Annotated in this window: 24 protein-coding genes; 12 read left to right on the top strand and 12 right to left on the bottom strand. The window is 62.1% G+C overall.

Annotation, left to right across the window (positions count from 1 at the left end; genetic code table 11):
* The first annotated feature begins 283 nt into the window (after nt 1–283).
* The 4 genes from J3P81_RS05410 (at nt 284) to J3P81_RS05395 (ending at nt 3339) form a co-directional block, all read left to right on the top strand.
* Nucleotides 284–592, top strand: coding sequence for an arsenate reductase (locus tag J3P81_RS05410; protein WP_238349422.1), 309 nt, complete (start codon nt 284–286; stop codon nt 590–592).
* 32 nt (nt 593–624) lie between these two features.
* Nucleotides 625–1659, top strand: coding sequence for a 2,3,4,5-tetrahydropyridine-2,6-dicarboxylate N-succinyltransferase (gene dapD, locus J3P81_RS05405; protein WP_434562527.1), 1035 nt, complete (start codon nt 625–627; stop codon nt 1657–1659).
* A gap of 73 nt (nt 1660–1732) precedes the next feature.
* Nucleotides 1733–2938, top strand: coding sequence for an aminotransferase class V-fold PLP-dependent enzyme (locus tag J3P81_RS05400; protein ID WP_434562525.1), 1206 nt, complete (start codon nt 1733–1735; stop codon nt 2936–2938).
* The gene (locus J3P81_RS05395) at nt 2935–3339 is read left to right on the top strand and encodes a SufE family protein (RefSeq protein WP_434562523.1); all 405 of its coding nucleotides are present in this window, start codon (nt 2935–2937) and stop codon (nt 3337–3339) included. The genes J3P81_RS05400 and J3P81_RS05395 overlap by 4 nt, the downstream gene beginning before the upstream one ends.
* A gap of 118 nt (nt 3340–3457) precedes the next feature.
* Here J3P81_RS05395 and tcdA read toward each other — a convergent pair whose 3' ends face one another.
* Nucleotides 3458–4270, bottom strand: a complete 813-nt coding sequence (gene tcdA, locus J3P81_RS05390; protein ID WP_053182857.1) for a tRNA cyclic N6-threonylcarbamoyladenosine(37) synthase TcdA — start codon at nt 4268–4270, stop codon at nt 3458–3460.
* A 306-nt stretch (nt 4271–4576) separates the two neighbouring features.
* On the opposite strand from tcdA, the gene dapE reads away from it, so the two are divergent.
* The 3 genes from dapE (at nt 4577) to J3P81_RS05375 (ending at nt 6994) form a co-directional block, all read left to right on the top strand.
* A complete protein-coding gene (gene dapE, locus J3P81_RS05385; protein WP_434562521.1) occupies nt 4577–5728 on the top strand; it encodes a succinyl-diaminopimelate desuccinylase in 1152 nt (383 codons plus the stop codon).
* Nucleotides 5728–6537, top strand: a complete 810-nt coding sequence (locus J3P81_RS05380; protein ID WP_434562519.1) for a putative RNA methyltransferase — start codon at nt 5728–5730, stop codon at nt 6535–6537. Before dapE ends, J3P81_RS05380 begins: the two co-directional genes overlap by 1 nt.
* 79 nt (nt 6538–6616) lie before the next feature.
* Complete coding sequence (locus J3P81_RS05375) at nt 6617–6994, top strand: hypothetical protein (RefSeq protein WP_420764225.1); 378 nt, start codon at nt 6617–6619, stop codon at nt 6992–6994.
* 139 nt (nt 6995–7133) lie between these two features.
* Here J3P81_RS05375 and J3P81_RS05370 read toward each other — a convergent pair whose 3' ends face one another.
* Nucleotides 7134–7343, bottom strand: a complete 210-nt coding sequence (locus tag J3P81_RS05370) for a cold-shock protein (protein WP_007927922.1) — start codon at nt 7341–7343, stop codon at nt 7134–7136.
* Nucleotides 7344–7585: 242 nt separating this feature from the next.
* Between J3P81_RS05370 and plsB the strand changes: the two genes are divergently transcribed.
* The 3 genes from plsB to J3P81_RS05355 are packed head-to-tail and all read left to right on the top strand — an operon-like array spanning nt 7586 to nt 11258.
* Complete coding sequence (gene plsB, locus J3P81_RS05365) at nt 7586–10087, top strand: glycerol-3-phosphate 1-O-acyltransferase PlsB (RefSeq protein ID WP_434562517.1); 2502 nt, start codon at nt 7586–7588, stop codon at nt 10085–10087.
* Nucleotides 10088–10140: 53 nt separating this feature from the next.
* Entirely contained in the window at nt 10141–10539 is a 399-nt protein-coding gene (locus J3P81_RS05360; protein ID WP_420764223.1) for a YbaY family lipoprotein, read from the top strand.
* A 29-nt stretch (nt 10540–10568) separates the two neighbouring features.
* Nucleotides 10569–11258: a DUF4197 domain-containing protein gene (locus J3P81_RS05355; RefSeq protein ID WP_434562515.1), complete on the top strand. Its 690-nt coding sequence runs from the start codon at nt 10569–10571 to the stop codon at nt 11256–11258.
* A gap of 135 nt (nt 11259–11393) precedes the next feature.
* On the opposite strand, the gene J3P81_RS05350 is transcribed toward J3P81_RS05355, so the two are convergent.
* Both J3P81_RS05350 and J3P81_RS05345 read right to left on the bottom strand, forming a co-directional pair.
* The gene (locus J3P81_RS05350) at nt 11394–14459 is read right to left on the bottom strand and encodes an efflux RND transporter permease subunit (RefSeq protein ID WP_434562513.1); all 3066 of its coding nucleotides are present in this window, start codon (nt 14457–14459) and stop codon (nt 11394–11396) included.
* A gap of 6 nt (nt 14460–14465) precedes the next feature.
* The gene (locus J3P81_RS05345; RefSeq protein WP_420764221.1) at nt 14466–15566 is read right to left on the bottom strand and encodes an efflux RND transporter periplasmic adaptor subunit; all 1101 of its coding nucleotides are present in this window, start codon (nt 15564–15566) and stop codon (nt 14466–14468) included.
* Between the two features lie 93 nt (nt 15567–15659).
* Between J3P81_RS05345 and J3P81_RS05340 the strand changes: the two genes are divergently transcribed.
* A complete protein-coding gene (locus tag J3P81_RS05340; protein ID WP_420764220.1) occupies nt 15660–16295 on the top strand; it encodes a TetR/AcrR family transcriptional regulator in 636 nt (211 codons plus the stop codon).
* 111 nt (nt 16296–16406) lie between these two features.
* Here J3P81_RS05340 and J3P81_RS05335 read toward each other — a convergent pair whose 3' ends face one another.
* Nucleotides 16407–17189, bottom strand: a complete 783-nt coding sequence (locus J3P81_RS05335; protein ID WP_420764219.1) for a class I SAM-dependent methyltransferase — start codon at nt 17187–17189, stop codon at nt 16407–16409.
* A gap of 92 nt (nt 17190–17281) precedes the next feature.
* On the opposite strand from J3P81_RS05335, the gene J3P81_RS05330 reads away from it, so the two are divergent.
* Nucleotides 17282–17902, top strand: coding sequence for an energy transducer TonB (locus tag J3P81_RS05330; RefSeq protein ID WP_420764218.1), 621 nt, complete (start codon nt 17282–17284; stop codon nt 17900–17902).
* A 3-nt stretch (nt 17903–17905) separates the two neighbouring features.
* Here J3P81_RS05330 and J3P81_RS05325 read toward each other — a convergent pair whose 3' ends face one another.
* The 7 genes from J3P81_RS05325 to ppc all read right to left on the bottom strand — a co-directional run bounded on the left by J3P81_RS05325 (nt 17906) and on the right by ppc (nt 25329).
* Nucleotides 17906–18604: an extensin-like domain-containing protein gene (locus tag J3P81_RS05325; RefSeq protein WP_434562511.1), complete on the bottom strand. Its 699-nt coding sequence runs from the start codon at nt 18602–18604 to the stop codon at nt 17906–17908.
* A 16-nt stretch (nt 18605–18620) separates the two neighbouring features.
* The gene (locus tag J3P81_RS05320; protein ID WP_434562509.1) at nt 18621–19442 is read right to left on the bottom strand and encodes an isocitrate lyase/PEP mutase family protein; all 822 of its coding nucleotides are present in this window, start codon (nt 19440–19442) and stop codon (nt 18621–18623) included.
* 33 nt (nt 19443–19475) lie between these two features.
* Nucleotides 19476–20336 carry a DUF72 domain-containing protein gene (locus J3P81_RS05315; RefSeq protein ID WP_434562507.1) on the bottom strand — a complete coding sequence of 287 codons (861 nt, stop codon included), beginning with the start codon at nt 20334–20336 and terminating at the stop codon, nt 19476–19478.
* Complete coding sequence (locus J3P81_RS05310) at nt 20336–20644, bottom strand: hypothetical protein (protein ID WP_420764214.1); 309 nt, start codon at nt 20642–20644, stop codon at nt 20336–20338. Before J3P81_RS05310 ends, J3P81_RS05315 begins: the two co-directional genes overlap by 1 nt.
* Nucleotides 20645–20986: 342 nt before the next feature.
* Nucleotides 20987–21667, bottom strand: coding sequence for a tRNA (adenosine(37)-N6)-threonylcarbamoyltransferase complex dimerization subunit type 1 TsaB (tsaB, locus tag J3P81_RS05305; RefSeq protein WP_434562505.1), 681 nt, complete (start codon nt 21665–21667; stop codon nt 20987–20989).
* 94 nt (nt 21668–21761) lie between these two features.
* The gene (adk, locus tag J3P81_RS05300) at nt 21762–22409 is read right to left on the bottom strand and encodes an adenylate kinase (RefSeq protein WP_420764212.1); all 648 of its coding nucleotides are present in this window, start codon (nt 22407–22409) and stop codon (nt 21762–21764) included.
* A gap of 289 nt (nt 22410–22698) precedes the next feature.
* Entirely contained in the window at nt 22699–25329 is a 2631-nt protein-coding gene (ppc, locus tag J3P81_RS05295; protein ID WP_434562503.1) for a phosphoenolpyruvate carboxylase, read from the bottom strand.
* Between the last annotated feature and the right edge of the window lie 44 nt (nt 25330–25373).

The raw sequence follows: 25373 nt of genomic DNA, 5'->3' as shown, positions 1-25373 counted from the left end.
ACCTAGCATGGGCTTGGCCTTTGTAGCAATGTCGCAACGACTCCATGTGGGAGCGAGCTTGCTCGCGATAGCGGTGTATCAGTCAACATCAATGTTAGGTGTAAGACCGCCATCGCGAGCAAGCTCGCTCCCACCGGTTTTGGTGTACATCAACCTGGGCCGCCGCGAAACCGTCCGGTCATGGCATAATCCTTCACCTTTTATTTCCGGCACCTGCAGGGGCAGTTCCTTGACCGATTCAAGCAAAACGTTGCACCTTTTCGGCATCAAAGCCTGTGACACGATGAAAAAGGCGCGCACCTGGCTCGATGATCACGCTGTGCATTACGATTTTCATGACTACAAGACCGCCGGCATCGACCGTGAGCACCTGACTCAATGGTGCGACGAGCATGGCTGGCAAGTGGTGTTGAACCGCGCCGGTACGACCTTTCGCAAACTCGACGACGAACGCAAAGCCGATCTCGACCAGACGAAAGCCATCGAACTGATGCTCGCCCAACCCTCGATGATCAAGCGCCCGGTGCTCGACCTCGGTGACCGTACCCTGATTGGCTTCAAGCCAGATATCTACGCGGCAGAAATAAAGTAAGCCTGCCCAGTCCATTTTGTAGAGGTAATTTCATGTCCACTACCCTGTTCAGCCTGGCCTTCGGCGTCGGCACCCAAAATCGTGAAGGCGCCTGGCTGGAAGTGTTCTACGCACAGCCATTGCTCAAACCGTCGGCCGAAATCGTGGCAGCCGTCGCGCCGATCCTTGGCTACAGCGAAGGCAACCAGGCCATCACTTTCACCACCGCTCAGGCCTCGCAACTGGCCGAGGCACTTCGCAGCGTCGACGCCGCGCAAGCCAAGCTGTTGACTCGCCTGGCTGAAAGCCACAAGCCGCTGGTCGCCACCCTGTTGGCCGAGGATGCCCAGCTGAGCTCCACCCCTGAGGCTTACCTGAAGCTGCACCTGTTGTCCCATCGTCTGGTCAAGCCTCACGGCCTGAACCTGGCCGGTATCTTCCCGCTGCTGCCGAACGTGGCCTGGACCAGCCAGGGCGCGATCGACCTGGCCGAACTGGCCGAGCACCAGCTCGAAGCCCGCTTGCGTGGCGAGTTGCTGGAAGTGTTCTCGGTGGATAAATTCCCGAAAATGACCGATTACGTGGTCCCGGCCGGCGTGCGTATCGCCGACGCCGCGCGCCTGCGCCTGGGCGCCTATGTGGGTGAAGGCACCACGGTCATGCACGAAGGTTTCGTCAATTTCAACGCCGGCACCGAAGGCCCGGGCATGATCGAAGGCCGGGTTTCGGCGGGCGTGTTCGTCGGCAAGGGCTCGGACCTGGGTGGCGGCTGCTCGACCATGGGTACTCTCTCGGGCGGCGGCAACATTGTGATCAAGGTCGGCGAAGGCTGCCTGATCGGCGCCAACGCCGGCATCGGTATCCCGCTGGGCGACCGCAACACCGTGGAGTCGGGCCTGTACGTGACCGCCGGCACCAAAGTCGCCCTGCTGGACGAGAACAACCAGTTGGTCAAAGTGGTCAAGGCCCGCGATCTGGCCGGCCAGCCGGACCTGTTGTTCCGCCGTAACTCCGAGACCGGCGCGGTGGAATGCAAGACCCACAAGTCGGCCATCGAGCTGAACGAAGCATTGCACGCGCACAACTAAGCTTCACACCATCACCTGTGGGAGCAGATTTGCTCCCGCAGGGTCCGGCGTAACTCCAGCAGGGCCCGCAAGCATGTTGATTCAATCCCCCTGGCGTGCCGATTTCCCGGCCATCGCCGCCCTGCAACGGCAAGGCCAGACCTACCTGGACAACGCCGCCACCACGCAAAAACCCCAAGCTTTGCTCGACGCTCTGGCGCATTACTACGCCAACGGCGCGGCCAATGTGCACCGGGCGCAACATCTGCCCGGAGCCCTGGCCACCCAGGCATTCGAAGACAGTCGCCTCAAGGTTTCACAATGGCTCAACGCGGGTGACTGCGGGCAGATCGTATTCACCCACGGCGCCACTTCGGCGTTGAACCTGCTCGCCTACGGGCTGGAACACCTGTTCAACCCAGGCGATGAAATTGTCGTCAGCGCCCTGGAACATCACGCCAACCTGTTGCCCTGGCAGCAACTGACCGAGCGCCGCGCGTTGAAACTGGTGGTACTGCCGCTGGACGCCGACGGCGTTATCGACAGCGCTGCGGCCGCCGAGCTTATCGGCCCTCGCACGCGCCTGTTGGCGGTGAGCCAATTGTCCAACGTGCTTGGCACTTGGCAGCCGTTGCCGGCATTGCTGGCGATGGCCAAGGCGCAGGGTGCGCTGACGGTCATCGATGGCGCCCAAGGCGTCGTCCATGGTCGTCATGATGTGGAGACCTTGGGCTGCGACTTCTATGTGTTTTCCAGTCACAAGCTGTACGGCCCAGAAGGCTTGGGCGTGCTGTTTGGCCGCACCGCAGCGCTTGGCCAACTGCGTCACTGGCAGTTTGGCGGCGAAATGGTGCAGCAGGCCGATTACCACAGCGCCACCTTCCGCCCGGCGCCACTGGGTTTCGAAGCCGGGACGCCGCCTATCGCCAGTGTGATCGGCCTGGGAGCGACCCTCGATTACCTGTCCGGCCTCGACGGTCAGGCGATCATCGATCATGAAACTGCCCTGCATGACTATCTGCTTCACGGCCTGCAGGCGCGCAACGGCGTGCGCCTGGTGGGCGAGCCGCAACTGGCCCTCGTCAGTTTTGTGGTCGACGGCATCCACAATGCCGACCTGGCGCACCTGCTGACCGAGCAAGGCATCGCCGTGCGCGCCGGGCATCACTGCGCAATGCCGCTGTTCAGGCATCTGAAGCTGTCCGGGGCGATTCGGGTGTCGCTGGCGCTGTACAACGACTCCGCCGATCTCGAACGTTTTTTCGAGGCCCTGGACCAGGCCTTGGAGATGCTGCGATGAACCTGCCTGCCGATGCGGTCGCCGCGCTGCAAGTTTTTCAGGACGCCTCCGGTTGGGAACAGCGGGCCCGCCTGCTGATGCAGTGGGGCGATCGCCTGGCGCCATTGAGCGATGCAGACAAGTGCGACGCCAACCTTGTCCACGGCTGTGAGAGCCAGGTGTGGTTGGTGGGGCAGTTGCGCGACGGCCACTGGCAGTTCTCCGCCAACAGCGATGCGAGATTGATCCGTGGCTTGGTGGCGTTGTTGCTCGCGCGGGTCAATGGCTTATCCGCTGACGAGTTACAGCAGGTGGATTTACCGGATTGGTTCAATCAGTTGGGGTTATCGCGGCAGCTATCGCCGTCGCGCAGCAATGGATTGAATGCGGTGTTGAAGCGCATGCGCGAACTGACGCAATAACCTGTGGCAAGGGAGCTTGCTCCCGCTTGACCGCGAAGCGCTAACATTAATGGGTCTGCTGCGCAGCCCAGCGGGAGCAAGCTCCCTCGCCACAGGTCCCTTAGTCAACTGCGCTGCATCACTCCCCGGGTTTGACCCTGTCCGCCGGCCGCCGCACGCCCGCGACAATCTTATCCACAGCCTTGGTCGCCGCGACCATGCCGAACGTCGCCGTGACCATCATCACCGCGCCGAACCCGCCGGCGCAGTCGAGCTTGACGCCGTCTCCGACAAAACTCTTCTGCAAGCAAATGCTGCCATCCGGTTTCGGGTAGCGCAGCTGTTCGGTGGAGAACACGCACGGCACGCTGTAGTGGCGGGTCACGGTGCGGGAGAAGCCGTAATCGCGGCGCAAGGTCGAGCGCACCTTGGAGGCCAGCGGGTCATTGAAGGTGCGGTTCAAGTCACAGACCTGGATCAGCGTCGGGTCGATCTGCCCGCCCGCGCCGCCGGTGGTGATGATCTGGATCTTGCGGCGCTTGCACCAGGCGATGAGCGCGGCCTTGGCGTTGACGCTGTCGATGCAGTCGATCACGCAGTCGATGTTCGGCGTGATGTACTCGGCCATGGTGTCGCGGGTGACGAAGTCCGCGACTGCATGCACGGTGCAATCGGGGTTGATGCCACGCAGCCGCTCGGCCATCACCTCGACCTTGGGCTTGCCGACGGTGCTATCCAGGGCGTGTAGTTGGCGGTTTGCGTTGCTGACGCAGACGTCGTCCAAGTCGAACAGCGAAATCTCGCCCACGCCACAACGGGCAATGGCTTCCGCCGCCCAGGATCCGACGCCGCCAACACCGACAATTGCCACATGGGCCGCCCGCAGGCGCTCCAGGCCTTCGATGCCATACAAACGGGCGATGCCGGCAAACCGTGGATCTTCTGTACTCATGACCGTTACCCCAAAAACCGGCGCGCATTATAGGGCTTTGCCGTGGCAATTCGAGCTGTTCGCGAATTGAATCCCACCAATTTCCCCTTGTGGGAGCGAGCTTGCTCGCGATGGCGTCAATCCAGTCAATAGAGTATCGACTGATCCACCGCCATCGCGAGCAGGCTCGCTCCCACAGGATTTGTGTTCCAACCGACCAGCACCAGGGGGCCCATGAGAGTCGTTTTGCTATAAGATAACCGCCATTTTGCGCGAGCCAGCCTGCTCCCGCACTAGCCTTGCGTCCACATTATTCCCGGAGCTTCCATGACGGCCCACGCCGACCTTTCGCCGACCCTGCAACTCGCCATCGACCTGATCCGCCGTCCGTCCGTGACGCCGTTGGATGCCGATTGCCAGAAAATCATGATGCAGCGCCTGGGCGACGCCGGTTTTAAGCTGGAGCCGATGCGCATCGAGGATGTGGATAACTTCTGGGCCAGCCATGGCAAGCAGGACGGCCCGGTGCTGTGCTTCGCCGGCCACACCGATGTGGTGCCGACCGGTCCGGTGCAGGCGTGGCAGCTCGACCCGTTCAATGCGGTCATCGACGAACACGGCATGCTCTGCGGCCGCGGCGCGGCGGACATGAAAGGCAGCCTGGCGGCGATGGTTGTGGCGGCCGAGCGGTTTGTCGCCGACTACCCGGACCACAAGGGCTCGCTGACTTTCCTGATCACCAGCGATGAAGAAGGCCCGGCCCACCACGGCACCAAAGCCGTGGTCGAACGCCTCAAGGCCCGCCAGGAGCGCCTGGACTGGTGCATCGTCGGCGAGCCGTCGAGCACCACGCTGGTGGGCGATGTGGTCAAGAACGGCCGTCGCGGCTCCCTCGGCGCGAAACTCACCGTACGCGGCAAACAGGGTCACGTTGCTTATCCACACCTGGCGAAGAACCCGATCCACCTGGCCGCGCCGGCCCTGGCCGAACTGGCCGCCGAGCACTGGGACCATGGCAACGATTTCTTCCCACCGACCAGCTTCCAGATCTCCAACCTGAACTCTGGCACCGGCGCGACCAACGTGATCCCCGGCGATCTGGAAGCGGTGTTCAACTTCCGCTTCTCCACTGAATCCACCGTCGAGGGCCTGCAACAGCGCGTCGCCGATATCCTCGACAAGCATCAGCTGGACTGGCACATCGACTGGGCTTTGTCCGGCCTGCCATTCCTCACCGAGCCGGGTGCCCTGCTGGACGCCGTGTCGTCGAGCATCAAGGACGTGACGGGCCGCGAGACGAAAGCTTCCACCAGCGGCGGCACGTCCGACGGTCGCTTCATCGCCACCATGGGCACGCAAGTGGTGGAGCTGGGGCCGGTCAACGCGACTATCCACCAGGTCAACGAACGCGTGTTGGCGGCCGATCTCGACGTCCTCACCGAGATCTACTACAAGACGCTGATCAAGTTGCTCGCCTGATGCTCGCCTGTCCGATCTGCAGTGAACCGCTGAACGCGGTGGACAACGGCGTGGTGTGCCCCGCCGGGCATCGGTTCGACCGTGCGCGGCAGGGTTACCTGAACCTGTTGCCGGTGCAGCACAAGAACAGCCGCGACCCCGGCGACAACCAGGCGATGGTCGAAGCTCGCCGCGACTTTCTCAACGCCGGGCACTACGCCCCGGTCGCCCGGCGCCTGGCCGAATTGGCCGCTGAACGGGCACCTGGGCGTTGGCTCGACATCGGTTGTGGTGAGGGCTACTACACCGCGCAAATCGCCGATGCCCTGCCCAACGCCGATGGCTATGCCCTCGACATCTCCCGCGAAGCGGTCAAGCGCGCCTGCAAGCGCAACCCGCGGCTCACCTGGTTGATCGCCAGCATGGCCCGGGTGCCGCTGGCGGATGGCTGCTGCCAGTTCCTCGCGAGTGTGTTCAGCCCGCTGGATTGGCAAGAGGCCAAGCGCTTGCTCAGCCCCGGCGGCGGCCTGATGAAAGTCGGCCCTACCGCCGGCCACCTGATGGAATTGCGCGAGCGCCTGTACGACGAAGTGCGCGAGTACACGGACGACAAGCACCTGGCCTTGGTGCCGCCCGGCATGGCGCTGGATCACAGCGAAACCCTGGAATTCAAGCTGACGCTCGACAGCGGCCAGGACCGCGCCAATCTGCTGGCGATGACGCCCCACGGTTGGCGCGCCAGCGCCGAGCGCCGCGCCAACGTGATCGAACAGGCCGAGCCGTTCGAAGTCACGGTGTCGATGCGCTACGATTATTTCATTGTTCAATAATTAACCTTTGGCCCCTGGCAATCGCTTGGGGCCAGCTAAATCCGCGAATGGATTTTTCAAGACCGCAGTGAGGACATCCATGCGCCAACCCGATATCGAGATTTACCTGAAGGACGCCGACGTTGACCACAAGGCCATCGCCCACTGGCTAGGCGAGGCCCTGGGCCCATGCAGCGACTGGGTACAGAAAGGCCAGACCTACAAGTGCAAAGCTGGCCACATTCCGGTGACCTGGCTGCCCAAGGCCGTAGGAAAATGGAACAGCCTCTATCTGGAAAGTGACCAGACCCCGTGGGAAGACGACATTGCCTGCGCCCGCGCCGCCTTCGCCGCGCTGAACGTCGAAGTGCGCTGCGCGCCCGGCTCCTGGGTGGAAGAAGAAGGGGAAGAATCGGCGGACCGCTGGATCCGCATCAGCGCCGATGGGGAAGAAGAGATTACCTGGAAAACGGCGTGATTTAGCGCCCAGCGCTGATCTAATGTGGGAGCGAGCCTGCTCGCGAAAGCGGTGTGACAGTTAATGAGTCATTGTCTGATACACAGCTTTCGCGAGCAGGCTCGCTCCCACAGGTTTTTGTGTTGCCGGTGAATGCGGCTTACAACCCCACCACATCCTCAGCCTGCAGGCCCTTCTGGCCTTCCACGACCGCGTACTCGACCTGCTGGCCTTCGGTCAGTGAGCGGTGGCCCTCGCCACGGATCGCGCGGTAATGCACGAACACATCCGCTCCGCCCTCGCGCTGGATGAAGCCGTAGCCCTTGGCGTCGTTGAACCACTTCACACTGCCGGTTTCGCGTGTTGCCATGATGCTCACTCCTGTTTTCTTATTGTTAAGTCGGCTTTTCCCGCCCGATTGAAAAGGCAAAGCCGTACGAACCTAAGCCACCGTCCGAACGTCCATGTTTGGAAGCCCCGGGCAGTAACCGGCCGAGTATATGACACCCGGAAAAACTCTCAACTGACTTTACTTCGGTGCTTTTTTGCCGATTTTCGACGAATCCGGCACACTGGCGCCCGCTCCATCCCATTCACTCATGCAGAAGCCGTATGACCCGCTCCCCGTTCCGCCGTCTTGTGTTTGGCACCTTGCGCCGACTTTTATATCTCTGGGTTCGCTCCGAGACGATCAATCAGTCGTCCTTTACCCTCAACCTCGACCGCAGTCGCCCCGTGTTCTACGTCCTGCAAGACCCTTCGCTGACCGACCTGGCGGTGCTCGACACCGAATGCACCAAGGCCGGCCTGCCGCGCCCGGTACTGCCGGTCTCGGTGGGAAACCTGCTGGAGCCGGCGGCATTCTTCTACCTGACGCCGGCACCGGACTGGCTCGGGCGCCAGGATAAACGCGGTGCGCCGCCCACCCTGACGCGGCTGGTCGACGTGCTGACCCACAACGCCGCCGAGGACGCGCAGATCATTCCGGTCAGCGTGTTCTGGGGCCAATCGCCCGACAGCGAATCCAGCCCGTGGAAACTGTTGTTCGCCGACAGTTGGGCGGTCACCGGACGCCTGCGCCGATTGCTGAGCATCATGATCCTGGGGCGCAAGACCCGCGTGCAGTTCTCCGCCCCGATCCATCTGCGCGAACTGATCGAGCACGATAAAGGCCACGAACGCACCGTGCGCATGGCCCAGCGGATCCTGCGGGTACACTTTCGCAACCTGAAAGCGGCGGTCATCGGTCCCGACATCTCCCACCGACGCCATCTGGTCAAGGGTCTGTTGAACCAGCCGCTGGTCAAGCAGGCCATCGCCGAAGAAGCCGAGCGGGAGAAGATCTCCCCGGAGAAAGCCAAAGCCCAGGCCCTGCGCTACGGCAACGAGATCGCCTCGGACTACACCTACACGGCCATCCGCTTCCTGGAAGTGGTGCTGAGCTGGTTCTGGAACAAGATCTACGACGGCATCAAGGTCAACCACATCGAAGGCGTGCAAAACGTTGCCCAAGGCCATGAAGTCATTTATGTCCCCTGCCACCGCAGTCATATCGACTACCTGCTGCTGTCGTACCTGCTGTTTCGCAATGGCCTGACGCCACCGCACATCGCCGCCGGCATCAACCTGAACATGCCGGTGATCGGCAGCCTGCTGCGCCGCGGCGGGGCGTTTTTCATGCGCCGCACGTTCAAGGGCAACCCGCTCTATACCGCCGTGTTCAACGAATACCTGCATACGCTGTTTACCAAGGGATTCCCGGTGGAGTACTTCGTCGAAGGCGGCCGTTCGCGCACCGGGCGCATGCTGCAACCCAAGACCGGCATGCTCGCCATTACCCTACGCAGCTTCTTGCGCTCGTCACGCATGCCCATCGTCTTCGTGCCGGTGTACATCGGTTATGAGCGGGTCCTGGAAGGCCGTACCTACCTGGGCGAACTGCGCGGCGCGAGCAAGAAGAAGGAGTCGATCTTCGACATCTTCAAGGTCATCGGCGCCCTCAAGCAACGCTTCGGCCAAGTGGCGGTGAACTTCGGCGAGCCTATCAAGCTGGCGGAATTCCTCGACGGCGAGCAACCTGGCTGGCGCCAGCAGGAGCTGGGCCCGCAATTCAAGCCGGCCTGGCTCAACGCGACCACCAACCGCCTCGGCGAACGCGTGGCGCGGCACCTGAACGAGGCGGCCGCTATCAACCCGGTCAACCTTGTCGCCTTGGCATTGCTGTCCACCAGCCGACTGGCTCTCGACGACCAGGCCATGGCCCGCGTGCTGGACTTGTACCTCGCGCTGCTGCGCAAAGTGCCCTATTCGCCCCATACCACCTTGCCTGAGGGCGACGGCCGGGCGTTGATCGAGCATGTCAAAGGCATGGACCTGCTGTCGGAACAGAGCGATGCCTTGGGCAAGATTCTGTATCTGGATGAACAGAACGCCGTGTTGATGACCTACTACCGCAACAACGTGCTGCACATCTTCGCCCTTCCGGCGCTGCTGGCGAGCTTCTTCCAGAGCAGCTCGCGCATGAGCCGCGAACAGATCCTGCGTTATACACGAGCCCTGTATCCGTACTTGCAATCGGAGCTGTTCATTCGCTGGTCGCTGGAAGAACTGGACGATGTGGTAGACCAGTGGCTTGAAGCGTTCGTCGAGCAGGGCCTGCTGCGCTTCGAGAAAGACCTGTACTTGCGTCCCGTTCCAAGTTCTCGACACTTTGTGCTGCTGACCTTGCTATCGAAGAGCATCGCCCAGACCTTGCAGCGCTTCTACATGACCGTTTCGCTGCTGCTCAACAGCGGGCAGAACAGCATCAGCGCCGAAGAACTGGAAGACCTCTGCACAGTCATGGCCCAGCGGCTGTCGATCCTGCACGGACTCAACGCGCCGGAGTTCTTCGACAAGAGCCTGTTCCGCCACTTCATCCAGACGATGCTCGACCTCGACGTACTGCGCCGTGATGAAGCGGGCAAGCTAAGCTATCACGAGCTGCTCGGCGAATTGGCCGAAGGCGCGGCCAAGCGTGTGTTGCCGGCGGAGATTCGCTTATCGATCCGCCAGGTGGCGTTGCATCGCAGTGAAGACGCCATGGCTCCGGACACGCCAGTCACCCAGGATTGATTCTGTCACAGGCCCCAGGATTTCATTGGGGCCCCCAATATGGAAATGTCCCCATGAAAAAGCTTCTTCTCGTCGCTGCTGCCACGTTGCTCAGCGCCTGCTCCAGCACGCCGCTGGCCAGCAAGAACAGCCTCGACGGCGAGGTGTTCTACCTGCAACGCATCGCCTTGCCGCCCACTGCTACCTTGACCGTGAGCCTGCAAGACGTCTCCCTCGCCGACGCGCCAGCCGTGACGGTCGATGAGCAGCGGGGCCCCGTCAAAGGCCAAGTCCCATTACCATTCAAGCTCAGTTATGATCCGGCGCAGGTCAAGCCCGGCCACCGTTATGCCGTGAGCGCCCGCATCGAAGTCGACGGCCAGTTGATGTTCATCAGCACTGAACAACACACCGTGCAGCTCGATGGCAAAGATCCGCAGCCGTTGAAGATTCGCGTCAACGCTGCACGCTGATTCCTGTTCCACTCTTCAAGGAAGCTGCCATGCTCCGCTTTACCCTTCGTTTCACCGGCCTGTGCGCCGGCCTGTTGATCTGCGCCAATGCCATGGCCCTGTCCCTCGGCGACCTTTCCCAGAAAGACGCCACGGGTGGTCTCAAGGATGCCCTGACCCAAGGCGCCCAGGTGGCGGTCAAGCAGCTGGGCACCCCAGGCGGGTTCAGCAACAACCCGGACGTCAAGATTGAATTGCCAGGCAAGCTCGGCAAAGTCGCCAGCAAGATGAAAGCCTTCGGCATGGGCGACCAGGTGGATCAGCTGGAAACCAGCATGAACCAGGCGGCCGAAGCCGCGGTGGTGCAGGCCCAGCCGATCCTGGTCGACGCCGTGAAGAACATGAGCGTGAGCGACGCCAAGGGCATATTGAGCGGCGGCAACGATTCGGCCACCCAGTACCTGAACAAGAGCAGCCGCGAGCAGATTCGCGCCAAGTTCCTGCCCATCGTCAAGCAAGCCACCGACAAGGTCGGCCTGGCCCAGCAATACAACGCCTTTGCCGGCCAAGCCGCGACACTGGGAGTGGTCGATGCCAAGAGCGCCAATGTCGAGAACTATGTGACTGAACAGGCGCTGGATGGTTTGTTCGAGATGATCGCAAAACAGGAAGCCACCATTCGCCAGAATCCGGCGGCTGCGGCGACCAGTTTGGCGAAGAAGGTTTTTGGCACCCTCTAAGCCAAGCGCAAAAACACTGTGGGAGCGAGCCTGCTCGCGATATCGGTATCAGCCATAACATCTCTGTTGGCTGTAGCACCGCAATCGCGAGCAGGCTCGCTCCCACATTTGATTTTCAGTGCTATCAGAATCGGTTCAAGTCTTCTTGACTCTGAACCACGCCGCATACAACGCCGGCAGGAACAGCAGCGTCAATGCCGTTGCCACGATCAATCCCCCCATGATCGCCACCGCCATCGGGCCGAAGAACAGGCTGCGAGACAGCGGGATCATTGCCAGCACCGCCGCCAGCGCGGTGAGCACGATCGGGCGGAACCGTCGCACCGTCGCTTCGATGATCGCCTGCCACGGGGCAAGCCCGGCCTTGATGTCCTGTTCGATCTGATCCACCAGGATCACCGAGTTGCGCATGATCATGCCGGACAAGGCGATGGTGCCAAGCATTGCAACGAAACCGAACGGCTGGCGGAACACCAACAGGAACAGCGTCACGCCGATCAACCCCAGCGGCGCGGTGAGGAAGACCATGGCCGTGCGAGAGAAGCTGCGCAGTTGCAGCATCAACAAGGTCAGCACCACCACGATGAACAACGGCACACCGGCATTCACCGATTTCTGGCCTCGGGCCGAGTCCTCTACCGTGCCACCCACCTCAAGCAGATAACCATCCGGAAGTTCCGCCTGGATCGGATCCAGGGTCGGGAAAATCTGCTGCACCAGGGTCGCCGGCTGTTCTTTGCCGTAGATATCGGCCCGAACGGTCACGCTCGGCAGGCGGTTGCGGTGCCAGATCACGCCCTCTTCAAAGCCATACTCCAGCGTGGCGATCTGCGACAGGGCAACGGTCGTGCCGTTGTCGGTCGGCACCGCCAGGCTTGGCAACAGCGACAGCTCCGTGCGCTCATGCACCGTGCCGCGCAGCAGAATCTCGATCAACTCGTTGTCTTCACGGTACTGGCTGACGCTGGATCCGGTGAGGGAGCTTCGCAAGAAGCTCGACAGATTCGCGGTGGTCACCCCCAAGGCTCGCGCACGGTCCTGGTCGATGTTCAGATAGACCACTTTGCTGGGCTCTTCCCAGTCCAGATGCACATTGGCAACGTAGGGGTTTTCCCTGACTTTTGTCGCCACTTTCCTCGCCAGGGCCCGCACCTCCTCGATGTGCTCGCCTGTCACGCGAAACTGCACCGGGTAGCCCACCGGCGGACCGTTCTCCAGGCGCGTCACCCGCGAGCGCAAGGTTGGGAACTGCTCGTTCAGGGTGGTGATCAGCCAACTGCGCAACGGCTCGCGGTCTTCGATGGTCTTGGCCAACACCACGAATTGGGCGAAGCTCGGCGCCGGCAGTTGTTGGTCCAGGGGCAAATAGAAACGCGGTGAACCGGTGCCGACATAAGCGACGTAGTTGTCGATACCAGCGTGGTCCTTGAGCAACGCTTCCAGGCGCTTGACCTGCTCGGCGGTGTTGACCAACGAAGCGCCTTCGGCCAATTTCAAATCGACCATCAGCTCCAGGCGCCCCGACGCCGGGAAAAACTGCTGCGGGACAAAACGGAACAGCACCACCGAGCCCAGGAACAGCAGCACGGTCAACGCGATGACGGTCTTGCGCCGGCGCACACACCACTCCACCAATCGCCGTACACGCTGGTAGAACGGCGTGCCGTAGGGATCGGGCTGGCCGTCCACTGTGCCATGCTTGGCCGCATGAATCTTCGCCAGGTCCGGCAGGAGTTTTTCCCCCAGGTACGGCACGAATACCACGGCAGCCACCCAGGAAGCCAACAGTGCGAGGGTCACCACCTGGAAAATCGAACGGGTGTACTCGCCGGTGCCCGATTGGGCGGTGGCGATCGGCAGGAAGCCCGCCGCGGTGATCAAGGTCCCGGTGAGCATCGGAAACGCCGTACTGGTCCAGGCGTAGCTGGCCGCCCTGATCCGGTCGAAGCCTTGCTCCATCTTGATCGCCATCATCTCCACGGCGATGATCGCGTCGTCCACCAGCAGCCCCAGGGCCAAGACCAGCGCGCCGAGGGAGATTTTGTGCAAGCCGATCCCCAGGTAGTACATCGCGGCGAAGGTCATCGCCAACACCAGCGGAATCGCCAGCGCCACCACCATCCCGGTACGCAGCCCCAGGGAGAAAAAGCTCACCAGTAACACGATGGTCAGCGCTTCCACCAGCACCTGGACGAACTCGCCGACGCCGGTCTTCACCGCCGCGGGCTGGTCGGAAACCTTACGCAATTGCATACCGGCCGGCAGCGTGTTCTGGATGCGGGCAAACTCGACTTCCAGGGCCTTGCCCAACACAAGAATGTCACCGCCCTCCTTCATCGCCACGGCCAGGCCGATGGCATCTTCGCCCATGAACCGCATGCGCGGCGCGGGTGGATCGTTGAAGCCGCGACGCACGTCTGCTACATCGCCGATGCGGAAGGTGCGGTCGGCCACGCGGATCGGAAAGTCACGGATCTCTTCCACGGTCTGGAAATTCCCGGAAACCCGTAGCTGCAATCGCTCGCTGGCGGTCTCGAAGAATCCGGCCGTAGACACCGCGTTCTGCGCTTCCAGGGCTTGCTGGACCGCCGCCAGCGGCAGGCCGAGGGTCGCCAGTTTCACGTTCGACAGTTCGACCCAGATTTTCTCGTCCTGTAGGCCGAGCAATTCGACCTTGCCCACATCCTTGACCCGCTGCAGCTGGATCTGGATGCGGTCGGCATAATCCTTGAGCACGCCATAATCGAAGCCGTCACCGGTGAGTGCGTAGATATTGCCAAACGTGGTGCCGAACTCATCGTTGAAGAACGGCCCCTGGATACCCGGCGGCAAGGTATGCCGGATATCGCTGATTTTCTTGCGGATCTGATACCACAGCTCGGGAATCTGCTTGGAATGCAAGGAGTCGCGAGCCATGAACGTCACCTGGGATTCGCCCGGGCGGGAGAACGAGACGATCTTTTCGTAATCGCCGGTTTCCATCAGCTTCTTTTCGATGCGCTCGGTGACTTGGCGCGACACTTCCTCAGCCGTGGCGCCTGGCCAGATCGTGCGAATGACCATGGCCTTGAAGGTGAACGGCGGGTCTTCGCTCTGGCCAAGCTTGGTGTAGGAAAGCGCCCCGACGATTGCGAGCAACAGCATCAGGAACAGTACGATCTGGCGGTTCCGCAACGCCCATTCGGAAAGATTGAAGCCCATCGGGGGTTACTCCTTGGCCGCCAGGTTGACTACGCGGTTGGAGCGATCCACCGGCCGCACCTGCTGGCCGTCCAGGAGCACATGCACGCCAGCGGCCACCACCCAGTCATTGGCACCCAGGCCTTCAAGCACCGGCACGTTGTTTTCGCCAAAGGCACCGACACGCACCGGGACTTTCTTGAGGGTGTTGTCGGGGTTGACCACCCAGACATAAGTCGCGCCGTTCTCGGCGGTGAGGGCCGACAGCGGCACTGACAGGGGGACCTTTTCGGCATTCTGGATAAACACCCGGGCGCTCTGGCCCAGTTCCGCCGGGACGCTGCCGGCGGTGAAGGCGACACGAGCGGCGAAGGTGCGGGATCTGGGATCGGCGGCCGGCGAGAGTTCGCGGATACGTCCGCTAAAGCGCTGGTCAGGTTGGCTCCACAGCTCGACCGAAACCGGCTGGCCAATCTTGAACCGACCGAAACTCTGCTCCGGCAGGCTGATCAGCACCTCGCGTTCACCGTCGGTGGCCAGGGTGAAGACGGTTTGACCGGCCGACACGACCTGACCCACTTCCACCGAACGCCGGGCCACGACGCCATCCTGGGGCGCACGCAAAATCGAATAGCTGGCCTGGTTGCTGGCAACGTCGAATTCAGCCTTGATTTGCTTGACCCGCGCGGCCCCGGAGCGAAAAAGATTTTCGGCGTTGTCGTATTGGGAGCGGCTGACCATCTGCCGCTCCATCAAGGTCTTGTAGCGGTCACGCTCGGCACGCACCAGGCTCAGGTTGGCCTCGGCGGCAGCGACCTGGGCCCGGCTCGCCTCGAGTTGCAGACGCACGTCTTCGGGATCGAGTTCAGCCAAGGGTTGATTGGCCTTGACCCGCTGCCCCTCCTCCACCAGCCGTCGGCTGACTTTGCCACCGATGCGAAAGGCCAGGTCCGGCTCGAATCGCGCCCGCACTTCGCCAGGATAACTGTCCATCGCCTGGGCCGAGGGCTCGGGCTTGACCACCATGGCCGGACGGACGGTGACGGCCACCGGCTCTTCGTGGCCACACGCAGACAATAAAAAAGCCAGGCTGACTGGCACGGCGAGGGGCAGGACATAGCGGAACATGGTGGATGACCTTTCGCTAATGATGCTTGGAATAATTATACTGGCGGGTATGTTATTAATAGCAAACTCACCAGTCCAGTATTAAAGCGAAGAATGTCGAACAATCCTCCCCCTCCCAGCGGCCCTGGTCGTCCGAAGGATCTGGCCAAACGCCAGGCCATTCTCGATGCGGCCAAAAATCTCTTCCTGAGCCTGGGTTACGCCAGTACCAGCATGGATGCGGTGGCGACCGAGGCCGGCGTATCGAAGCTGACGGTCTACAGCCACTTCAACGATAAGGAAACGCTGTTTTCCGCCGCGGTGATCGCCAAGTGCGAGGAGCAAGTGCCGCCGCTGTTCTTCGAATGGGTCGAAGGCGTCCCGATCGAACACGTGTTGTTGAACATCGCCCGAGGCTTCAATCAACTGATCAACAGCGACGAGTCGGTGAATCTGCATCGGCTAATGGTCGCCCTGGGTAGTCAGGATCCGAAGCTCTCGACGATTTTCTACGAGGCCGGCCCGCAACGCATGCTCTGCGGCATGGAGCGGTTATTGAGCAAGGTCAACCAGAGCGGCGCCTTGAGCATCGACAAACCGCGAAATGCCGCCGAGCATTTTTTCTGCCTGATCAAGGGGGCGGCCAACTTCAGGTTGCTGTACGGCTGCGACGGACCGCAAGACGCCGAGGCGGCCGAGGCTCATGTGCAGGAAGTGGTGGGGTTGTTCATGCGGGCCTATCGGCCTTAGTTCCCAAGCGCCATCACCTGGGGGCTTCATTCGCGAGCAGGCTCGCTCCCACAAGGGATCGTGGTGTTCCGTGTGGGAGCGAGCCTGCTCGCGAACGGGGGCGCCTCGGTTTCAAGCCTTGAGCGCCTTCTTGGGATAGATATCGTACCGACTGGATTTGCCCTCGAGCCCATGGCTCGGCTTCGGCCCTTCGATGCAAGGCGCCTTGCGCGGGCGTTTGACCACCACCCGGTGGGTCGCCAGCGCCAGCGCCGCGGCCAGCAGCGCCGGTGCGTCATTGTCATCGCCCACCAAAGGTCGGAACAGGCGCATTTCCTTTTTCACCAGGGCGGTTTTCTCTCGATGGGGAAACATCGGGTCCAGGTAGATCACCTGGGGCGGCTCGCCTTCCCAATGGCGCATCACCTCGATGGAGTTGCCCTTGAGCAAACGCATGCGCGCCACGATCGGCGCCACGTCGAAATCTTCCGCGCCACGGGCCAGGCCATCTTCCAGCAGTGCACCGATCAGCGGCTGGCGCTCGATCAGGCTCATTTCGCAGCCCAGGCTCGCCAGCACAAACGCGTCCTTGCCCAACCCGGCCGTGGCGTCGAGTACCCGCGGACGCACACCTTGGGCGACACCGACCGCCTTGGCGATCATCTGACCGCTGCCACCGCCGTACAAGCGCCGATGGGCCGCGCCACCCTCGACGAAATCCACCCGCACCGGTCCCGGCGCGTCCGGACCCAATTGCTGCAATTGCAATCCCTGCTCGCCGACCTGCAAGGCAAACTCGCCATCGTCCACTTGCAAAGGCAGGCCAAGCCGCTCTGCCCATTGTTCGGCCTGGGGCTGGAACGCCGGAATCAAGGCCTCGACATGGATGCGGCAGGCCGCGGGTTGCTCAATCATGAAAACACGCTCGAAAAAATTAAGGATCGGCAAAACCAGCCGATAACAACGGTGAACGGCATTTTGCCAGAGCTGAGCGTCGACCGAGAAAAATGTCAGACATTCAATCCACATCGATAGGCGTTATCTCCCCTTACGGCGATTACAGCCTGCGTAACACCCAAGCGCTGAGCGGCGTCAGTCACCTGTGGCAGGATTTTTTTGCCCGGGCCCTGGCCGATCAACTGGGTGAAAACGCACCGGCGCCTGGCAGCTACCAGCCCGTCGCCCTCGATGAAGCGGTTGAACCGACCCTTGGCGCCGAGCTGCTGGAGCACATCGTCAGCCAGCGCACCTGCGACGTGAAGGAAACCCAGGTCAAGCCGCCAGAGCCGTTGTTCCTGCCGATTGCCGAGTTCGAACTGGATTTGCTGGACAAACCGTTCCCACCGTTCCCGCCCGAAGAAATCGTTGCCCAGCAAAAGCAGCAAACCTTCGAGAGCAACTGGGTTCGCCCGATCGTCCTCACAGCCGGCCAGCCACAGTCGGAACCGGGCCCGGCGCCGCACCCGCGTCCATTGCACCTGCCGATCGCCGAGTTCGAACTCGACTTGCTGGATAAACCGTTCCCTCCGTTCCCGGAAGAGGAATTGGTGGCGCAGCAGAAGCAACTCGATTTCGATACCCGTTGGGCACGTCCGATCGTTCTGCAGAACCTTCGTATCGCCGCCTGATTCTTACCGACAGATCCACCACGGCCCTACATCCAGATGGAAGTGGTTGCGGTGCGCCGCGTTGTAGTCCGGACTCAACACCACACTGAACATCTCACAGGCGCCATCTCGCACCTGCCGCAGGAACTGCGCATCGGTGTTGTCTTTCGGCCAGTCCCTGAGCACGCTGATCGCCTTCCCATTGGCCAGGCGAAACCCGGCAATATCGAGCGCGCTGGCGGTGGCGTGCTGGCTGCGCGCCCCGCTCTCACGGCCGTACATGTTGCGACAGGCAAAGCTGCCCAGATGATCGACACGCGTGACTTTCTGCCCATAGGCCGCCGTTGCCGCCGGCTGCAGCGCATGGCGCTCGAACAACGCAAAAGCCACGGCCAGCGGGCAACTGGCCAGGAAGCTGCTGCTCAGCGCCACCTCGCCGCCCTGCACTCGCAACACATTGGTCAACGGACAGGTGGTGTTGGCGCCGCTGTCCGCCTGGCGAGAGGTCCGAAGCCCTGACGTAGCGAGCGCCTGGTCGCACAGTTGTGGGTCGTTGCGCAGGGCCATCAGCTTGTAGCGGGTCAGCATGTTCGGCGGGGCGCTGACGTCCAGCGGCGCCCAGGGATTCCATTGCGGCGGCACCGACAACCAGCCGCGCCATACGCCAAGCACTGCGGCGCCGACGATCAGCAGCACCACCATCAAACCTTTGAAAAACCGCACGACAACGCCCCGGGCATCAGCCCTTGAATAATTGATTGGCCTGCTTGAATGGCATCGAGCGACGGGTGAAGGTGAACGTGCCTTGCTGCTGGATTTCCTGCGCGGCGCGGAAGAACTCGCCATAGGCCGCCAGCGCCAACGCCGAGCCGACACTGATGCGCTTGACGCCCAGTTCGCTCAACTGCGCCACGGTAAGGTCCAGGGCGCCGGACATCAGCACATTGACCGGTTTGGGCGCCACCGCTTGTACCACCGCGAGGACCTGTTCGGCGCTGCTCAATCCTGGCGCGTACAACACGTCGGCGCCTGCGTCGGCGAACGCCTTGAGGCGTCGGATCGTGTCGTCCAGGTCGGGTTTGCCGTGCAGGAAATTTTCCGCGCGGGCGGTGAGCAGGAACGGGAACGGCAGGCTGCGCACCGCCTCGGCCGCGGCCTTGACCCGCGCCACTGCTTGATCGAAACGATAAATCGGGCTTTCTTCGCGCCCGGTGGCGTCCTCGATGGAGCCCCCCACCGCCCCGGCCTCTGCCGCACGCAGCAGGCTGGCCGCGCATGCGTCGGGCGCATCGGCAAAGCCGTTTTCCAGGTCGACCGCCACTGGCAGATCCGTGGCCGCCACAATCGCTCGCACGTTGGCCAGGGTGTCATCCAGGCCCAGAGCACCATCGGGCCGCGCCAGGGAAAAAGCGTGGCCGGCACTGGTGGTCGCCAAGGCTTCGAAGCCAAGGCTGGCGAGCATCTTCGCCGATCCGGCATCCCACGGATTGGGAATTACAAAGGCCCCTTCGCGTTCATGCAGGGCCTTGAACGCCTGGGCTCGCCGGGTTTGTGCATCCATCAGAGTCGCTCCTGAGCAATGAGAGGGTTTGCCTTAGAGCAATCCCAGTTGCTCGGCGGCGGGTTCTCTATATAGCTCAGGCAGGGCCGGCAAGCCAGGCAAACGGTTCATCAAGCGGCTGTGAAAACGCATCGCGAGCTTTGCCGCCAGAAGGTTGTCGGCGGTGTGCAGGAACATGTACGGGGTGCGCCCTTCTTCGATCCACTCGGCGATTTTCTCCACCCAGGGCGTCAGGAACGGCTCGTTGGCTTCCACCACTGGATGGCCGACGAAGCGCACCTGCGGGCATTGAGTGAAAGCCGCTGGCCGCGTAGGCACCCGAGGCTTCTTGTATTGCGCATGGATCACTGAGGGATCGGTCGAGGCGCAGCTGAACAAGCCCCGTGGATCGAGACAGATGCGTTCCACGCCGCGATCGAGCAACAGGCGATTGAGCCGGCGCTCGGCATCTCCCTTGGCAAAAAACTCGTCGTGACGGACCTCGACCGCCAACGGGCTCGGGAACGCGTCGATAAACGCCGCCAGCTCCTGCATCCGATTGGGCGTGAAGGCCTTGGACAGCTGCAGCCAAAACGGCGAGACGCGCTCGCCCAGCGGGCTGAGCAGTTGAACGAAGGCTTCAGTGGCGGTCAGGTGTTCACGCAAGTCGCCGCCATGGCTGATGTCGCCCGGGATCTTGGCCGTGAAACGAAAATGCTCGGGCATGATTTCCGCCCAGCGCTGGACAGTGGCCGCAGACGGGCTCGCATAGAAGGTCGTGTTGCCTTCCACGGCATTGAAAACCTGGCTATAGAGGTTCAGGAAGTCGGAGCTTTTTGCGTCTTGGGGATAAAGATAATCGCGCCAGGCGTTTTCGCTCCAGGATGGGCAGCCCAGGTAATAAGGCAACCGCATCAGATGTAGAGGTCGAGCCCTAGCACTTCCATATCCCAGTCGACAAAACCGGCAGTGCTCAAATAACTGGCAAGGGCCGTGGCGACACTGCGGCTCATGGCGCGGTGATACAGCATGTCCTGCTGACGGGCGGGGAGATTGCTCAGGCGCTGCGCAGAGGCTTTGGCGGCACGTGCGGCCAGTTGCTCTTCGGACGGAAATTCCAGGTCGCCATCGATATCATCGAAGTTTTCGGGCTCAGCGGATTTACCCGCACGAGGCCGACGCTTGATCGGGTAGGACTGGGATGAAACGCCGTCTATACGCATGACAAAATGCTCGGTATCAATGATGGCAATTTAGCGGCACATTCGTAGCCGCGCAAACGCGCAAGTGATAACTAGAACACAGAAAGCTAAAAAGGTTTAAAAACGGGCCGGAAAAGTGACGACTGGCAATGTGGCGTGTGACTTTTAGTTAGAGAAATGACTTTTCAAGCGCAAATCTGAAATTGGTCGATGTCCTTGTGGCGAGGGAGCTTGCTCCCGCTCGAGTGCGTAGCACTCGCTCGATAGTTGGCTTTCACACCAAGGTCGGGGCCGCTCCGCCCGAAGCGTCGGACCGTCCCAGCGGGAGCAAGCTCCCTCGCCACGAAGGCCGTTCGCTTGAGGTCAGAGCCGCTCGGATTTTGGCGTTGCTACCTTGTCCCGCAGGTAAACCGGCTGGGCATCATCGGCCACAATGGCCTCGCCGCGTTCCCAGGCGAAGCGTGCCAGCGCAAGCAAGTCTTCGGCATGGGGCAACATCGAGGCGTCCTGGCCAACAAGGCTGACACCGATCCGCTCGGCATAACCCCAGCCCGTACCGGCGCCGAACCAATCACCGCTCGCCTCAGCCGGCAGCGCCGCCGCCTCGGGTGGCAATACCGCTTCAGGCCCCGCCAGGCGCATCTCGCCGTTGGCTTCGCGATAGCAGCCCCAATACACCTCGTCCATGCGCGCATCGATCGCCGCGGCGACCTGGCGCGCACCGTGTTCGCGCAGGGCGCGCTGGGCCAGCACCGCCAGGTTCGACACCGGCAGCACCGGGCGCTCCAGGGCAAAGGCCAAGCCCTGCACCACGCCGATGGCGATGCGCACACCGGTGAAAGCCCCGGGCCCGCGACCGAAGGCGATTGCATCCACCGCTTGCAAGTTGGTGCCGGCATCGCTGAGCAACTGCTGGATCATCGGCAGCAATTTCTGCGCATGCAAACGCGGGATCACCTCGTAATGGCTCGTGACTTTGCCGTTGTGCAGCAAGGCAACGGAGCAAGCTTCAGTCGCGGTGTCCAGGGCCAGCAAGGTGCTCATTGATGTGTCCGTAAATCAGGTGGGGAAAAAGTGCGCCAGTATAAACAACTACGGCCCGCAAGCGGGCCGTAGTTGTTGCTGCCGATCAGACTTTTCAGCTCAAGGCCGCAAGCACTTTGGCAGTGATGGCCTCAACCGAACCGACGCCTTCGATATGGCTGTATTTCGGCTTGCCGTTGGCAGCCGACAGCTTCTGGTAGAAATCCACCAGCGGCTTGGTCTGGGAGTGGTAGACCGATAAGCGATGACGCACGGTTTCTTCGGTATCGTCCTTGCGCTGCACCAGTTCTTCACCCGTCACATCGTCCTTGCCTTCGGCTTTTGGAGGATTGTAGACGGTGTGATAGACACGGCCGGACGGCTCATGAACACGTCGACCGGCGATGCGCTGGACGATTTCTTCGTCCTCGACGGCGATTTCAACGACTGCATCCAGCTCTACGCCGGCGCTCACCAGGGCTTCAGCCTGTGGAATGGTGCGCGGGAAACCATCGAACAGGAAGCCATTGGCGCAGTCAGGTTGAGCGATACGATCCTTGACCAGGGCGATGATCAGGTCATCCGACACCAGGCCTCCGGCATCCATGATGCTCTTGGCCTTGATGCCCAGCTCGGTGCCGGCCTTGACCGCCGCACGCAGCATGTCGCCGGTGGAGATTTGCGGGATACCGAATTTTTCGGTGATGAACTTTGCCTGAGTACCTTTACCGGCCCCGGGAGCTCCCAGCAGAATGACGCGCATCGATGTGCTCCTCAATTTTTTTATGTAAACGCTCGGATTCGCCTCGTGGGGCCAATCTCGGAAAACAGGATCGTGGCCGCCCAAACGGCCAAAGGCTGATCAAGATACACAGCAGGCCCGACCCACACAAGCCGCCGAAAGTCGGAGGAACCCGCGTCGAACGCGACCTTCGTACGAGGTGGCGAGAGTCGCAACCTGACAACAAACTGTCGCCTGGCCGACCTGTCGTTCTCCATAAACGGCTACGCCCGGACGAGCCGGGCGAGTTGTCGCGGGTAACGACCCGACGTCAGCCGGTGTTGCGCAAACCGGCGGCGATCCCGGCTACAGACACCAGCAATGCCTGTTCCACGGGGCTGCCTTGGGCAACGTCCTGCTGCCGCGACCGTGCCAGCAGTTCGGCTTGCAACAGGTGCAAGGGGTCGAGGTAAGTGTTGCGCAGGCGAATGAATTCCAAGGTATCTGGGCTATGTGCCAGTAGCTGCGACTGGCCGGTCAACCCCAGGACCACCGAACAGGCCTGCGACAATAGGTCGCGTAAATGCTCGCCCAACGGCAGCAATGCCGGTTCCACCAGACGCTCATCGTAGGACAGCGCGATGTCGGCGTCTGCCTTGGCCAGCACCATCTCCAGCATGTCGATGCGGGTGCGGAAGAACGGCCATTGTTCGCGCATCTGCCCCAGCAATTCACCCTCGCCGCGCTCCAGCGCCTTGCCCAGGGCGGTTTCCCAACCGAGCCAGGCTGGCAGCATCAGGCGGGTCTGGGTCCAGCCGAAGATCCACGGAATCGCCCGCAAGCTCTCGATCCCCCCGGCGCGACGCTTGGCCGGACGGCTGCCCAAGGGCAGACGACCCAACTCCTGCTCCGGCGTGGACTGGCGAAAATACTCGACGAATTGTGGATTTTCCCGCACCACCGCGCGGTAGGCACTGACACCGTCAGCGGCCAATTCGTCCATCAAATGGCGCCATTCTGGCGTGGGCGGCGGCGGTGGCAGCAGGGTCGCTTCCAGCACCGCAGCGAGATAAAGGTTGAGGTTCTGTTCGGCGATGTCCGGCAGGCCGAATTTGAAACGAATCATTTCGCCTTGCTCAGTGGTGCGGAACCGCCCCGCCACCGAACCTGGCGGCTGCGACAGGATCGCCGCGTGCGCCGGGCCACCGCCACGGCCTACCGTACCCCCGCGACCATGAAACAACAGCAGTTCGACTTGCTGCTCGCGGCAGATGTCCACGAGTCGCTCCTGCGCTCGATACTGTGCCCAGGCCGCCGCCGTGGTCCCGGCGTCCTTGGCTGAATCGGAATAGCCGATCATCACCTCCTGGGGTCCATGCAGGCGCGAGCGATAACCCGGCAACGCCAGCAGGCGCTCCATCACCGGCCCAGCGTTGTCCAGGTCGGCGAGGGTTTCGAACAGCGGCACCACCCGCATCGGCCGCAACACGCCGGCTTCCTTGAGCAGCAATTGCACTGCCAGCACATCGGAAGCGGCACCGGCCATCGAGATCACGTAGGAACCCAGGGACGCCGCCGGCGCCGCCGCGACTTCCCGACAGGTCGCCAGGACCTCACCAGTGTCGGCGGACGGTTTGAAATGCGGCGGCAACAACGGACGTCGGTTATTCAGCTCATCCAGCAGAAAACGGATGCGCTGCTCTTCGTCCCAGTCTTCATAGCGTCCAAGCCCGAGGTAATCGGTGATTTCGGTCATGGCCATCGTGTGGCGCGTCGAATCCTGGCGCACATCGAGGCGCACGAGGAACAGCCCGAAGGTCACCGCGCGGCGCAGGCAATCGAGCAGCGGCCCGTCGGCAATCACCCCCATGCCGCACTCGTGCAGGGACTGATAGCACAACTCCAGCGGATCGAGCAGTTCGCGGTTGTCCTGCAACACTTCGGAAGAGGCCGGCGTAGTGGCTTTCAAGGAGGCCTGGGCCCAGTTGCGGGTGGCCCGCAGGCGTTCACGCAATTGCTTGAGTACCGCGCGATAGGGTTCGGCGCTATCACCGGCCTGGGCGCGCAAGGCCTCGCTGGCCTTTTGCATGGAGAGGTCGGCCGCCAGGTGATCGACATCGCGCAGATAAAGGTCCGCCGCCATCCAACGCGCCAGCAACAGCACTTCGCGTGTGACCGCGGCGGTGACGTTCGGGTTGCCATCCCGGTCGCCGCCCATCCAGGAGGCAAAGCGGATCGGCGCGGCTTCCAGCGGCAAGCGCAGCCCGGTGGCGGCGTGCAGGGCCTGGTCGGCCTTGCGCAGGTAATTGGGGATGGCCTGCCACAGCGAATGCTCGATCACCGCAAAGCCCCACTTGGCCTCGTCCACGGGCGTGGGCCGGGTGCGGCGGATTTCTTCGGTGTGCCAGGCTTCGGCGATCAATCTTTGCAAGCGCTCATGGATCTGCGCGCGCTCGGCACTGGTGAGGTCACGGTGATCCTGGGCCGCCAGTTGCGCGGCGATGGCGTCGTATTTCTGGATCAGCGTACGCCGGGCGACTTCCGTGGGGTGGGCGGTGAGGACCAACTCGATATCGAGCCGGCCCAACTGCCGGGCCAGCGATTCGGCGCTGTGGCCTTCGGCGCGCAAGCGTGCCAGCAACTCGGGCAACACTCGCGCTTCAAACGGCGCAGGCTTGGATTCTTCGCGCCGATGAATCAATTGGTATTGCTCAGCGATGTTGGCCAGGTTCAAGAACTGGTTGAACGCTCGCGCGACCGGCAGCAATTCCTCCTCGCTCAACTGATTGAGGCTGGCGCTCAGTTCGGCGTCCATGGAACCACGTCGGTCCGCCTTGGCGCCTTTGCGGATCTGCTCGATCTTGTCGAGAAAGGTGTCCCCGTACTGGTCGCGAATGGTGTTGCCCAGCAATTCGCCGAGCAGGTGGACATCCTCGCGCAGGCGGGCATCGATATCGGTCATCAGCAGTTCTCCAGCAAAAGGTCCGGACAGCTTTGTAGGAGAGA

This window comes from Pseudomonas sp. R1-6 (assembly GCF_051132115.1).
Lineage (GTDB): Bacteria > Pseudomonadota > Gammaproteobacteria > Pseudomonadales > Pseudomonadaceae > Aquipseudomonas.
The sequence above is the reverse complement of the archived record's forward strand: the minus strand, read 5'-3'. Positions and strand labels throughout refer to the sequence as shown.